The organism is Nocardioides sp. NPDC057772, from assembly GCF_042798075.1.
Lineage (GTDB): Bacteria > Actinomycetota > Actinomycetes > Propionibacteriales > Nocardioidaceae > Nocardioides.
Map to the genome: position 1 here is coordinate 24,602 of NZ_JBHVKN010000033.1, position 13,683 is coordinate 38,284.

Consider the following 13,683-nt stretch of genomic DNA (forward strand, 5'->3'; position numbering starts at 1 on the left):
ATGACAAAGGACGGCACTCATTTTCCGGACGCCTCGATTTCCCCTGCCGTTGTGACGTGAGCCACACGTACTGTCCGATCGGAAGCACACCCCACAACGGCAGATCAGGAGGTCCCGCGATGGGCGGAACCGTGGAGGTCACCGGGCTCACCAAGAGCTTCGGGTCTCAGAACATCTGGAGCGACGTGACCCTCACGCTGCCCCAGGGGGAGATCACCGCGCTGCTCGGGCCGTCGGGCACCGGGAAGTCGGTGTTCCTGAAGTCGCTGATGGGGCTGCTGCGTCCGGAGGCCGGGGTCTGCCTGGTCGACGGGGTCGACATGGTCAAGGCGCGCGAGTCGCAGCGGCAGGAGCTGCGCAGGCGGTTCGGCGTACTCTTCCAGGACGGCGCGCTCTTCGGGTCGATGAGCGTCTTCGACAATGTCGCCTTCCCGCTGCGCGCGCACACGAAGAAGCGCGAGTCGGAGATCCGGCAGATCACCAACGACAAGCTCGACCTGGTCGGGCTGCTCGGTCAGGAGCACAAGCTGCCGGGGGAGATCTCCGGCGGGATGCGCAAGCGGGCCGGCCTGGCCAGATCGCTGGTCACCGAGCCCTCGATCATCCTGTGCGACGAGCCCGACTCGGGGCTCGACCCGGTGCGTACGGCCAATCTCGCCCAGCTCCTCGTCGACGTCAACGCGGCCACCGACGCCACGATGCTGGTGGTCACCCACAACATCGAGCTGGCACGTACGCTGCCGGACAACCTCGGCATGCTCTACCGCCGGCGCCTGGTGATGTACGGCCCGCGCGAGGAGTTCCTGCTCACCGACCACCCGGTCGTCTCCCAGTTCATGAGCGGCGACCCGATCGGGCCGATCGGGATGAGCGAGGAGACCGACCACGGCGTCAACGACGACTACGTCGAGGGCGAGGCCTACTACCCGACCGCCGGCGTCGCGACCGTACGTGCCGGCGCCCGCGCCATCGAGGTGCTGCCGCGCCAGCTGGCGCCCGCCAACGGCGCCCCACGGGCGGCGGTCGAGCGGCACACCGCGCGGGTGGCGAGCGGGGCGGCGACGCTCTACACCGCCGATGACGACGACGTTGACCGAGCCCCCAGACCGAAGGTCAAGGACCCGGTCAGCCGGGCCCTGGATCAGGTCGGCGCGCTCTTCGCGCTGGGGCTGGACACGTTCCGAGCCGCCTTCCGGAGGCCGTTCGCGGCCCGCGAGCTGCTCGACCAGTTCTGGTTCGTCACCTCGGTCTCCTGGATCCCGGCGATGCTCGTCGCGATCCCGTTCGGCGCGGTGATCGCGCTGCAGCTCGGCACGCTGACCGTGCAGATCGGGGCGCAGTCGTTCACCGGGGCCGCCTCCGTGCTGGCGGTCGTGCAACAGGCGGCGCCGATCGTGACCTCGCTGGTCATCGCCGGAGCCGGCGGTGCGGCGATCTGCGCCGACCTCGGGTCCCGGACGATCCGCGACGAGATCGACGCGATGCGGGTGATCGCGGTCGATCCGGTGCAGGCGCTGGTGGTGCCACGTGTGCTCGCCTGCGTGCTCGCGGCCGTGCTGCTCAACGGGCTGGTCAGCGTGGTCGGCGTCCTCGGCGGCTACTTCTTCAACGTCATCATCCAGGGCGGGACACCCGGGGCGTACCTCTCCTCCTTCACCGCCCTCGCCCAGCTCTCCGACCTGTGGGTGGGCGAGCTCAAGGCGGTGCTCTTCGGGCTCATCGCCGGCCTCGTCGCCGCTCACCAGGGGCTCAACACCAAGCCCGGACCGAAGGGGGTGGGGGAGGCGGTCAACCAGTCGGTCGTCGTCACCTTCCTGCTCCTCTTCTTCGTCAACTTCGTGATCACGACGCTCTACCTCGAGCTCGTCCCCGGGAAGGGGGCCTGAGATGGCGACCGTGGACGTGGTCAAGAAGCGGTCGCGGCTCGACCGCTCGCTGGACGGGCTGGTGCGGACCGGGAAGGACATCCGGTTCTACGGCAAGGTGCTGCTCGGGATCCCGTCGGCGATCCGGCACTACCCGCGCGAGATCCTCCGGATCCTCTCCGAGGTCTCCTTCGGCACCGGCGCGCTCGCCGTCATCGGCGGCACGATCGGGGTGATGACGGGGATGAGCATCTTCGTCGGCACGGTCGTCGGCATGCAGGGGTACGCAGCACTCGACCAGATCGGCACCTCGACGCTCAACGGGTTCATCTCCGCCTACTTCAACACCCGCGAGATCGCGCCGCTGGTCGCCGCGCTGGCCATGAGCGCGACCGTCGGCGCCGGGTTCACCGCTCAGCTCGGCGCGATGCGAATCAACGAGGAGATCGACGCGGTCAAGGTCATGGGCCTCGGCACGATCCCCTACCTGGTCTCGACCCGCGTCGTCGCCGGCTTCGTGGCGATCATCCCGCTCTACGTCGTCGGACTGCTGACGTCGTATGCGGGCTCGCGGATCGTGACGGTCTACTTCCATGGGCAGTCGGCGGGGACGTACGACCACTACTTCCAGCTCTTCCTGCCGCCCATCGACATCCTGCTGAGCTTCGGGAAGGTGCTGATCTTCTCGATCCTGATCATCCTGATCCACTGCCGGCTGGGCTTCTACGCGAGCGGTGGGCCGTCCGGGGTCGGGATCGCGGTCGGGCGCTCGGTGCGGCGGACCATCGTGGTCGTCGCGCTGCTCGACCTGGCGCTCTCGATGGCGATGTGGGGCGCGACCACGACGGTGAGGATCGCGGGATGACGCTCTCACGGCTTCGCGACGCTTTCCTCGGCCTGTGCTACCTGGCCGTGGTCGCGGCGGTGGCGCTCGGGGCCTGGCTCGCTTACGACCAGACGTTCGTGGACCGCTCCGAGGTCACGCTGACCACCGGCACCCTGGGCAACGCGCTCCAGGAAGGGTCCGACGTCAAGCTGCGTGGGGTGCCGGTCGGCACGGTCCGCACGGTCTCGGCCCGCGAGGGCGGCGCCGAGCTGACCCTGGCGCTGGAGCCGGAGGTGCTCTCCGATCTCTCGACCGACACCACGGCGAGGCTGCTGCCCAAGACGCTCTTCGGGGAGCGCTACGTGGCCCTCCAGCCGGGGTCGGGACCGGAGCTCGAGGCCGGCGCCGTCATCGAGCAGGACCGCTCCGACGAGGCGATCGAGCTGGAGCAGGTGCTCGACGAGCTGCTCCCGGTGCTGAAGGCGATCCAGCCGCACAAGCTCAACGCGACTTTGAGCGAGCTGGCCACGATGCTTCGTGACAACGGCGACGACATCGGCGAGGTCTTCTCGGCCTGGGCGGCCTACCTGAAGAAGCTCAACCCGCTGGTGCCGCAGATGGCCGACGACCTGGCCGCGCTCGGCCGGGTCGCGGGTCACTACGAGGAGGCCGCGCCTGACCTGCTCGAGGCCCTCGACACCATGACGGTGACCGCCGAGACCCTGGTCGACCAGCAGCGACAGCTCGCCGAGACGTTCCGGTCGGTGACCACCACGGCGGCCGACACCGACCGCTGGCTCGAGCGCAACCGGGAAACGATCGTGGTGCTCTCCGACACCTCGCGCGACGCGCTCCGCGCGGTCAGCCCGTACGCCTCCTCCTTCCCGTGCCTGTTCAGCGCCCTGCGCGACTACGCGCCGGTGATGGCGAAGAACCTCGGCAAGGGCACCGACGAGCCCGGCTTCCACGCGCTGGTCAGCGTCTCCGACATCCGGCAGCCCTATCCCGCCGGCTACACCCCGAAGCTGCGCACCGGCGGCCCCCGATGCCCGTACGTCACCGGCCAGACCGGCAGCCAGCCGGCCGTCACCGGGACGGCAGGGACGGCCGACACGGCCGAGCGGATCGAGGCACCGCCGACGGACCGGGTGCGCGCCTTCGGTGCGACGACGGGCCTGGGGGAGCAGAACTCCGAGGGCGAGAACCAGCTGATCGCCGAGGTGATGGCACCAGCGGAAGGCATGGCACCTGATGAGTACCCGACCTGGTCGAGCCTGTTGCTCGGCCCGACCCTGCGAGGCACGGAGGTGATCGTGCGATGAGGGCAGGTGTTGGCGGTTCGATCGCGGTGACGCTCACCAAGTCGGTGGTCTTCGCGCTGGTGACCGTTCTGGCGATGGCCGCGCTGGCGACGACGATCTCCAACGGATCGACCTCGTCGGGGCGTACGTTCACGGCGCTCTTCACCGACGTGACCAGCCTCAACAAGGGCGACGACGTGCGGATGGCGGGAGTGAAGATCGGCACCGTCCAGTCCATCGGGCTGCGCAACGACGACACCGCCGAGGTCGTCTTCACCGCGGCCGAGTCGGCGCCGATGGTCGAGGGCACCCGGGCGGAGCTCCGGTTCCGCAACCTGATCGGCCAGCGCTACATCGCGCTGGAGCCGGGCGCTCCCGGTGGCACTGCGCTGAAGCCCGGCTACACGTTCTCGCTCGACGAGACCGAGCCGGCCCTGGATCTGACGATGCTGTTCAACGGCTTCCAGCCGCTGTTCAAGTTCCTCGACCCCGAGGACGTCAACAACCTCAGCGCCCAGATCATCGCGGTCTTCCAGGGCGAGGGCGCGACGGTCGAGTCGCTGCTCTCCTCGACGGCCTCGCTGACCTCGACCCTCGCCGACCGGGACCAGGTGATCGGCGACCTGATCACCAACCTCAACTCGGTCCTCGAGGTGGTCAGCCAGCGCACCGGCCTGCTCGACACGACCCTGGTGACGCTGCAGCGGCTGGTCTCCGGTCTGGCGGCCGACCGGGAGACGCTCGGCTCGACCATCGAGGGGATGGGGTCGCTCTCGCAGAGCGTCACCGGGCTGCTGCAGGAGGGCCGCGAGCCGCTGCGCGACTCGATCGACTCCCTCGGCGACGTCTCGGAGAACCTCGCCGAGAACGACAAGGTCCTGACCGAGTTCCTCACCACCATGCCGCAGAAGACCGACGAGATCGGCCGGCTGGCCACCTACGGCGGCTGGCTCAACTTCTACATCTGCTCCATCGACGGGCGGATCCCGAAACCCGAGGGCTACTACGGCGACCTCGGCGTGGACGCCCCGGCAGGAAGGTGCCGATGATGGCCCGCTATCCGAAGGCGTTCGCCGAACGCAACAAGGTCGTGATCGCCGTCGTCGGGATCCTGGCCATGACCGGCGTCTTCTTCGCCACCTTCTACGCCGAGGACCTGCCCGTCATCGGCGGTGGCGACACCTACGAGGCCTACTTCGCCGAGGCCGCCGGGATACGTCCCGGTGACGAGGCGCGGGTCGCCGGGGTGAAGGTCGGCGAGGTGTCCTCGCTCGAGCTCGACGGCGACAAGGTGCTGGTCCGGTTCCGCGCGAAGGACGTCACGCTCGGGTCGCAGACGACCGCGTCGATCAAGGTGAAGACATTGCTGGGGCGCAAGTTCCTCGCCCTGGACCCGGGCGGCCCGGGCCGCCTCCGCGAGCCGATCCCGGTCTCCCGGACCACCACCCCCTACGACGTCAACGCCGCGTTCTCCGACCTGTCCTCGACGGTCGACGAGATCGACATGGCTCAGGTCGAGGAGTCGATGGACGCGCTGTCGGAGGTGTTCGCGGACACCCCCGAGGACGTACGCGGCATGGTCTCCGGCCTGACCCGGCTCTCCCGCACGATCTCCTCGCGAGACCAAGAGCTGGCCGAGCTGCTGCGGACCACGACCGAGGTCACCGACACCCTCGCCGAGCGCAACCAGGAGATCGGGCTCCTGATCGAGGACGGCGACAAGCTGCTCGAGGAGCTCGCGGCCCGTCGGCGGGCGATCCACCAGATGCTCACCTATACCGACGACCTCGCCAAGCAGGTCTCCGGCCTGGTCGAGGACAACCAGAAGCGGCTCCAGCCGGCGCTCGAGAAGCTCGACCAGGTCTCCGAGATCCTGCGACGCAACCAGGACCACCTCGACAAGGCGCTCTCCCAGATCGGCGCCTACTACCGGGTGATCGGCGCCTCGATGAGCAACGGCCCGTGGATCGACGTCTACGGCTGCGGCCTCTTCGACGAGAACAACGCGCCGGTGCTCGACAGCGACGTCGAGCGCGACTGCCGACCGGGAGGGACGAAATGAGACGGCTCATCGCCGGGGCGCTCCTGGTCGCCGTCGTCGGGGCGATCGGGTGGGGTGCTGCGTACGGGATCCGGGAGGGGGGTCGCGGGACCACCTTCTCGGCCCTCTTCGAGGCCTCCGTGGGGCTCTATCCGGGCTCCGACGTGCAGATTCTCGGGGTTCCGGTGGGCGAGGTGACCGAGGTGACCCCGGCCGGCGAGCACGTGAAGGTCTCGATGAGGCTCGACCCGGGCCAGACCGCCGCGGCCGACACCGAGGCCGTGATCGTGGCTCCGACGCTGGTCTCGGACCGCTTCGTGCAGCTCACCGAGCCGTACGTCGACGGCCCCGAGCTCCGCGACGGCACCGTCATCGAGGAGACCGCCGTGCCGGTCGAGATCGACGACCTCTACGCCTCGTTGACCGAGGCCGGCGAGCAGCTCGGTCCGAACGGCGCCAACAAGCACGGCGCGCTGTCACGGTTCCTGGAGGTGATGGCCGCCAACCTCGACGGGCAGGGCTCCGACATCAACCAGGTGATCCGCGAGGGCGCCGACGCGTCGGCGACCCTGGCCGATGTCGACCAGGACTTCTTCGCCACCGTCGAGAACCTCGACACCTTCAACAAGACCCTGCTCGCGCACGACGACGGGGTCGAGGACGCCAACCGTCGGTTCGCGCAGGTCACCGAGTATCTCGCCGAGGACCGTGACGACCTGGCCTCTGCGGTCGGCAACCTCGGCGAGGCGCTCGCGCTGCTCGAGTCGTTCATCAAGGACAACCGCGCCGAGATGCGCACCAGCGTCGAGAACCTGCAGGGGCCGACCCAGGTGCTCGTCGACCAGAACGAGTCGCTCGAGGAGGCGGTCGCCACGATCCCGCTGGTGCTGCAGAAGTACGTCAACGCCTACGACCCGGCGACCAACAGCCTCGTCGGCCGCACCAACCTCAACGAGCTGAGCGTGTGGTCCGGCGACGGCCTCAGCGGCCAGACCTCCGAGGACGCGCCACCGGTGCTGCTGCCGGGTGTCGGTTCGGGTGTCGGTTCGGGTGTCGGAGAGGAGCAGTGATGTCGTCTCTGTCGAAGCCACTCGTGGCGGTGCTCGCCGCGGCTGCCCTGACGCTCTCCGGCTGCGGTCTCGGTGCGGTCAGCGGCGGCGTCTACGAGGCTCCGCTGCCCGGCGGTGCCGACGTGGGGGAGGACCCCATCACGCTGAGCGCGGAGTTCAGCGACGTACTCGATCTGGTTCCTCAGTCCAGCGTCAAGGTCGACAACGTCGCGGTGGGTCGGGTCGCCAAGATCCGGCTGGCCGAGGACGGCCGCAGCGCGCGGGTGTCGCTGGTGGTCAGGGACGACGTCGAGCTTCCCGCCGGCACCACGGCCCGGCTGCAGCAGACCTCGCTGCTCGGAGAGAAGTACGTCGCGCTGATCCGCCCCGCCACGCCGGTCGCGGGCGCGCCCTTGGGTGATGGTGCGGTCCTCGGGAGGGGCGACACCGAGGCGGCCGCGCAGGTCGAGGAGGTCCTCGGGGCGCTGTCGATGGTGCTCAACAGCGGCGGGATCGCGCAGTTCCAGGAGATCTCCCGCGAGATGCAGAAGATCTCCGACGGTCGTCCGGAGGAGATCCGGGCCTTCCTGAAGGAGATGGACCGGTTCGTCTCGGTCCTGGACGCACGCTCGGAGTCGATCACCTCCGCGATCGAGTCGCTCAACCGGCTGGCGGTCACCCTGGAGAAGGACAAGACGAAGATCGCGAACGCGCTGGAGGGGCTCTCGCCCGGGATGCAGGTGCTCGTCGAGCAGCGGCCGCAGCTGGTCGCCATGCTGGAGGCGCTCGACAAGCTGTCCAAGGTCACCATCCGCACCCTCGACGAGGCCCAGGACGACATCGTCGCCGACCTGAAGCTGCTCGACCCGATCCTCGACCAGCTCGCCAAGGCCGGCTCCGACCTGCCCTACGCGCTCGAGATCCTCTTCACGTACCCGTTCCCCGACGAGGTGCTGAACGCGATCCGCGGCGACTACCTGAACCTGTTCATGGTCACGAACTTCCGCACTCCCGCGGGCTGTCAGTCCAAGGGTTGCGAGTGGCTGCAGCCTGCGGTCGAGGGCGGGTCCGGCGGCTCGGTCATCTCCCGGCCCGGGGCGTCGGGCGCACCGCCGGGGCTGTTGCCGTCGACCACCTCGCCGGTGCCGGGCTCGTCCTCGCCGGCGATCCCGGGTGAGTCGATCCTGCCGTCCGACGGTGGCTCGTCCTCCTCGGAGCCGTCGGAGTCCGGGTCGACCTCGCCGTCGTCCCCCTCCGATCCGTCGGGTTCGCCGTCGGAGTCGCCGACCGAGCCGTCGGAGTCAGGATCGGCGACCTCTGAGACCTCGCCCGAAGACACGGCGTCCGACGCCGGCACCGGCTCCGTGGAAGGGAGCGAATGATGCAACGGCTGACCGGAGGCGTACGCGTCAAGCTCGGGCTCTTCGTCGCCCTCGCCCTCGTGGGCACGAGCTATGTCGGGGCCCGCTACGTCGGGTTGGACCTGCTCGACGAGCCCTATCGCGTCGACGTCTCGCTGCCTGAGGGCGGCGGCCTCTTCGTCAACTCGGAGGTGACCTACCGCGGGGTGCCCGTGGGTGAGGTGACGTCCCTGGAGGCAGGGGCCGACGGCGTACGTGCCGTGCTGGAGATCGAGGGCGACGCACCCGCCATCCCGAAGGACGTGAGCGTGAAGGTCGCCAACCGGTCGGCCATCGGCGAGCAGTACCTGGACCTGCGCGGCGGCGCCGTCGGGAAGGACCGGCTCTCCGACGGCGACCGGCTCTCGGCCGGCGAGGAGGCGCTGCCGTACGACGCCTCCCAGGTCATCGAGACCGGCCGTGACTTCGTCGCCTCGGTGCCGGAGGACGCCCTGGTGACGACGATCGACGAGTCCTACCTGCTGTCCCGGGGCGCCGGCTCCGACCTGCGGAAGCTGGTCGACACCTCGCTGTCGTTCCAGAAGGAGGCCGACCGCAACTTCCTGGTCTCGGCGAGCCTGATCCGCAACTCCGACCAGGTGCTCGCCACCCAGGAGGAGTCGGCGACCAGCATCAAGGCGTGGAGCAACGACCTCGCCCTGTTCTCCGCGACCCTCGCCGACTCCGACCAGGATCTGCGCGACCTGATCGGGGCCGCGCCGGGCGCGGCCACCGAGATCTCGCTGCTGGTCAAGGACGTCGGGCAGCCGCTGGGGATCCTGATGAGCAACCTGGTCACCCCGGCCCAGCTCTTCGGGACCAACGCCGCCGCGCTCGAGTCGACCTTCGTGACCGTGCCGGAGGCGGTCAGCATCGGTTGGGCGATCAACACCTCCAACGGGCCGCGGCTGAGCCTGATGCCGTCGTTCTTCAACCCGACCGCCTGCGTCGCCGGCTACGAGGGCACCGAGCTGCGTGCCGGCACCGACGACAGCGTGGGCAAGCCGTTCAACACCGCGGCCGGCTGCACTGCCGTACCCCGGCCGAAAACCACGAACACCGAGACAGCCGAGCCGGGGACGGTTAGCGTCCCCACCACGCTCGCCGGACTGATGGGGGAGCGATGAGCACGACGACGGAACGACGAATGGCGACCCGGACGGAGGCCTCGGTGGTCACGAAGGACGCACCCGATCCGCCGTCGAGGCGCGACCGGGTGCTCACCTGGGCGCTCCCGCTGGTGGCCCTGGGCGTACTGGCGGCCGGCCTGATCACCTGGTGGCGGGCGAGCGGCCACGACCAGGAGATGGTCGACGAGGCCGCCCGCCGCGACCGGGTGCTCATCGTCGCGACCAGCCACATCGAGACCCTCAACTCGCTCGACTACCGAAAGGTCGACGAGGGGCTGAAGGGGTGGGCCGCGGTCACCACCGGCACCCTGCACGACCAGCTGACCAGCGTCTCCGACGAGGACCGCAAGGTCCTCGCCGAGCAGGAGAAGATCTCGACCGGCTCGGTGATGGACGCCGCCGTGACCGAGCTCGACGACGACACCGCGACGGTGATCGCGGCGGTCGAGATCACGGTGCGCGACGGCTCTGCCTCGGGTGAGGACGCGGAGCCGACCGTCAAGCGGAACCGCTTCGCGGCCGACCTGGTCAAGGTCGGCGACGACTGGCTCCTGGAGAGCCTCGAGCAGGTGGCGGTGAACATGTCATGAGCCTTCTCGTACGCCGATGGGCGCCCTTCCTCGCCGCGCTCGCCCTCATCGTCGGGCTCGGAGCGTTCTGGCAGGCCGACCGGGAGCGGAGGACCGACCACGTCGGCAACCGGGCCGTCGTGGACGCCGAGGCCACCACCGAGGTGCAGTCGGCCGTCTCCACCGGCCTGCTCCAGGTCTTCTCCTACAACTTCGCCGACCCTGGGCCGACGGCTGCGGCCGCCGACGAGTTCCTGGCCGGCGACGCCCGTAAGGAGTACGACCTCCTCTTCAAGCAGCTCCAGGAGAAGGCGCCCGGTCAGCAGCTCGTGCTCACCGCCGAGATCCAGGTCGCCGCGGTCAAGTCCCTCGACGCTGACTCGGCGTCGCTGCTGGTCTTCCTCGACCAGGCCTCGCAGCGCTCCACCGACAAGGAGTCGTCCGTCTCCGCAGCCCAGATCGCCGTCGAGGCCGCCAAGGTCGACGGCGAGTGGAAGGTCACGGCTCTCGACCTCTTCTGATCCCCGACTCGGCGCGTCTGTCCCAGGATTTCGCGCCGACTCGGCGCGTCTGTCCCGCTGAGGCGGGCCGAGTCATCCACGCCTGAGACAGTCGCGCCGACTCGGCGGTTTTATGTGGGGCAGTTGCGCCGACTCGGTGGGATCGGTCGCCGCCGCAGCTCGAACCGCTGCGGCCGTTTCCTCTACGTGGGCGGCGGGTGTGCCCGATCGCCGGGATCGCTGCCCAGACATGGAAAATAGTGAAAGTTGAGTGGAACAGACTCAACTTTTGTTGTGTTGTGATAGATGCGGGTGAAGGGCACTCGCGACAGACTCGAGGCGCGTCCCCAGGAGGAGTGCAGAGACAGATGAGCCAGTTTTCGGCAGACAAGTTCACCACCAAGGCTCGCGAGGCGATCGAGGCCGCGCAGCTCTCCGCCACGACGGCGGGCAACACCACGACCGAGCCGATCCACCTGCTCGTCGCGCTGCTGCAGGACGAGGGCACCGCGACGTCGATGGTCACCAAGTCCGGCGTGGATGCCGAGGAGCTGTCGCGAGCGGCCGCTGCCGAGCTCGCCGGGCTCCCGCGCGCCAGCGGGTCGACGGTGCAGCAGCCCGCCGCCTCGGGGGCGCTGACCCGCGTCCTGGCGGGGGCGATCACGCTGGCCACGTCCCTCAAGGACGACTACGCCGCCACCGAGCACCTGCTGATCTCGCTGGCCACGGTCGAGTCGTCGGCGCAGAAGGTGCTCAAGGCCGCGGGGCTCACCGAGAAGGGCCTGCGCGAGTCGCTGAAGGCCGTCCGCGGCAACCGTCGGGTGACGAGCCAGGACGCCGAGGACTCCTACGAGGCGCTCGAGAAGTACTCCCAGGACCTCACCGAGGCCGCGGAGAAGGGCAAGCTCGACCCGGTCATCGGCCGTGACGCCGAGATCCGCCGGGTCATCCAGGTCCTGAGCCGACGCACCAAGAACAACCCGGTCCTCATCGGCGAGCCTGGCGTCGGCAAGACGGCCGTCGTCGAGGGGCTGGCCCAGCGGATCATCGCCGGTGACGTACCCGATTCCCTGAAGGGTCGTCGGGTGCTGAGCCTCGACCTGGCGGCGATGGTCGCAGGTGCCCAGTACCGCGGTCAGTTCGAGGAGCGGCTCAAGGCCGTCCTGGAGGAGATCAAGGCCGCCGAGGGTCAGGTCATCACCTTCATCGACGAGCTCCACACCGTCGTCGGCGCGGGCGCCGGCGGCGACTCCGCGATGGACGCCGGCAACATGCTCAAGCCGATGCTGGCGCGCGGTGAGCTGCACATGATCGGTGCGACCACGCTCGACGAATACCGCGAGCGCATCGAGAAGGACCCGGCCCTGGAGCGCCGCTTCCAGCAGGTCTTCGTCGGTGAGCCGTCGGTGGAGGACACCGTGCAGATCCTGCGCGGCATCCAGGAGAAGTACGAGGCCCACCACGGTGTCCGCATCACCGATGCCGCGCTGGTGGCCGCCGCGACCCTGTCCGATCGCTACATCACCGGCCGGCAGCTGCCCGACAAGGCGATCGACCTCATCGACGAGGCCGCGTCCCGGCTGCGGATGGAGATCGAGTCGTCTCCCGAGGAGATCGACCAGCTCCGCCGCGCCGTCGACCGGCTGAAGATGGAGGAGTTCGCGCTCTCCAAGGAGTCCGACGACGCATCTCTGGAGCGCCACGCGGCGCTGCGCAAGGAGCTCGCCGACAAGGAGGAGGAGCTGCGCGAGCTGGAGGCTCGCTGGGAGCGGGAGAAGGCCTCGCTCGAGGGCGAGGGCGCCCTGCGCAAGCAGCTCGACGCGCTCCGCATCGAGGCCGAGCGGCTGCAGCGTGAAGGGTCTCTGGGCGAGGCGTCCGAGATCCTCTACGGCAAGATCCCGGTGCTCGAGGCCCAGATCGCCGAGGCGGCCGCCGTCGAGGACGAGGTCACCGATCGGCTGGTCGGCGAGGAGGTCGCCGCCGAGCAGATCGCCGAGGTGGTCGAGGCGTGGACCGGCATCCCGACCGGCAAGATGCTCCAGGGCGAGCAGGCCAAGCTGCTCGAGATGGAGTCCGTCATCGGCCGGCGGCTGATCGGGCAGAAGTCTGCGGTCACCGCGGTCGCCGACGCGGTGCGACGCTCTCGCGCTGGCATCGCCGACCCCAACCGTCCCACCGGCTCGTTCCTGTTCCTGGGTCCGACCGGCACCGGTAAGACCGAGCTCGCCAAGTCGCTGGCCGACTTCCTCTTCGACGACGAGCGCGCGATCGTACGCATCGACATGTCCGAGTACTCCGAGAAGCACTCGGTCGCCCGCCTGGTCGGCGCGCCTCCGGGCTACGTCGGCTACGACGAGGGTGGTCAGCTGACCGAGGCGGTGCGCCGTCGGCCCTACTCGGTGGTGCTGCTCGACGAGGTCGAGAAGGCTCACCCCGAGGTCTTCGACATCCTGCTGCAGGTGCTCGACGACGGTCGCCTGACCGACGGTCAGGGCCGCACGGTCGACTTCCGCAACACGCTCCTCATCCTCACCTCCAACCTCGGCTCGAACTTCCTGGTCGACCCGGTGTTGGACGAGCACGCGAAGCGCGAGTCCGTCATGGCGGTGGTCCGGGGATCGTTCAAGCCCGAGTTCCTCAACCGCCTCGACGAGGTCGTCATGTTCGATGCCCTCTCCCTGGCCGACCTCACCAAGATCGTCGACATCCAGCTGGGTCTCCTGGAGAAGCGCCTCGCCGCCCGCCGCATCTCGATCTCCGTCACCACGGAGGCTCGGGAGTGGCTCGCCGAGACCGGCTACGACCCGGCGTACGGCGCCCGCCCCCTCCGCCGCCTCATCCAGTCCGCCATCGGCGACCCGCTGGCGAGGATGCTCATCGGTGGCGAGGTCTCCGACGGTGGCCAGGTCACCGTCGACCGCGACGGCGACGGCCTCACCCTGAAGGTCTGACCCGCCGAGGCGTCACCCCGGTCGGCCGAGTGGGCACTCAGATGCCCACTC

Annotated in this window: 11 protein-coding genes and 1 pseudogene; all 12 read left to right on the plus strand. The window is 69.3% G+C overall.

What is annotated here, in order from left to right; translation table 11 throughout:
- Window positions 1–119: 119 nt before the first annotated feature.
- Window positions 120–884 (plus strand): annotated as a pseudogene (locus ACFVJS_RS08620) (ABC transporter ATP-binding protein); the annotation flags it as partial.
- 252 nt (window positions 885–1,136) lie between these two features.
- The gene (locus ACFVJS_RS08625; protein WP_328532385.1) at window positions 1,137–1,886 is read left to right on the plus strand and encodes an ABC transporter permease; all 750 of its coding nucleotides are present in this window, start codon (window positions 1,137–1,139) and stop codon (window positions 1,884–1,886) included.
- 1 nt (window position 1,887) lies between these two features.
- Complete coding sequence (locus tag ACFVJS_RS08630; protein ID WP_378878482.1) at window positions 1,888–2,730, plus strand: MlaE family ABC transporter permease; 843 nt, start codon at window positions 1,888–1,890, stop codon at window positions 2,728–2,730.
- Entirely contained in the window at window positions 2,727–4,013 is a 1,287-nt protein-coding gene (locus ACFVJS_RS08635; RefSeq protein WP_378878483.1) for an MCE family protein, read from the plus strand. The genes ACFVJS_RS08630 and ACFVJS_RS08635 overlap by 4 nt, the downstream gene beginning before the upstream one ends.
- Complete coding sequence (locus ACFVJS_RS08640) at window positions 4,010–5,041, plus strand: MCE family protein (protein WP_378878484.1); 1,032 nt, start codon at window positions 4,010–4,012, stop codon at window positions 5,039–5,041. Before ACFVJS_RS08635 ends, ACFVJS_RS08640 begins: the two co-directional genes overlap by 4 nt.
- Entirely contained in the window at window positions 5,041–6,054 is a 1,014-nt protein-coding gene (locus tag ACFVJS_RS08645) for an MCE family protein (RefSeq protein ID WP_378878485.1), read from the plus strand. Before ACFVJS_RS08640 ends, ACFVJS_RS08645 begins: the two co-directional genes overlap by 1 nt.
- Entirely contained in the window at window positions 6,051–7,103 is a 1,053-nt protein-coding gene (locus ACFVJS_RS08650; protein WP_378878486.1) for an MCE family protein, read from the plus strand. Before ACFVJS_RS08645 ends, ACFVJS_RS08650 begins: the two co-directional genes overlap by 4 nt.
- On the plus strand, window positions 7,103–8,464 hold the full coding sequence (locus ACFVJS_RS08655; RefSeq protein WP_378878487.1) for an MCE family protein: 1,362 nt from the start codon (window positions 7,103–7,105) through the stop codon (window positions 8,462–8,464). The genes ACFVJS_RS08650 and ACFVJS_RS08655 overlap by 1 nt, the downstream gene beginning before the upstream one ends.
- Window positions 8,464–9,609 (plus strand): MlaD family protein, encoded by a 1,146-nt coding sequence (locus ACFVJS_RS08660; protein WP_378878488.1) that lies wholly within the window; start codon window positions 8,464–8,466, stop codon window positions 9,607–9,609. Before ACFVJS_RS08655 ends, ACFVJS_RS08660 begins: the two co-directional genes overlap by 1 nt.
- Window positions 9,606–10,202: a hypothetical protein gene (locus tag ACFVJS_RS08665; protein WP_378878489.1), complete on the plus strand. Its 597-nt coding sequence runs from the start codon at window positions 9,606–9,608 to the stop codon at window positions 10,200–10,202. The genes ACFVJS_RS08660 and ACFVJS_RS08665 overlap by 4 nt, the downstream gene beginning before the upstream one ends.
- Window positions 10,199–10,702, plus strand: a complete 504-nt coding sequence (locus ACFVJS_RS08670) for a hypothetical protein (protein ID WP_378878490.1) — start codon at window positions 10,199–10,201, stop codon at window positions 10,700–10,702. The genes ACFVJS_RS08665 and ACFVJS_RS08670 overlap by 4 nt, the downstream gene beginning before the upstream one ends.
- Before the next feature lie 347 nt (window positions 10,703–11,049).
- Window positions 11,050–13,632: an ATP-dependent chaperone ClpB gene (clpB, locus tag ACFVJS_RS08675; RefSeq protein ID WP_378878491.1), complete on the plus strand. Its 2,583-nt coding sequence runs from the start codon at window positions 11,050–11,052 to the stop codon at window positions 13,630–13,632.
- Window positions 13,633–13,683 lie beyond the last annotated feature (51 nt).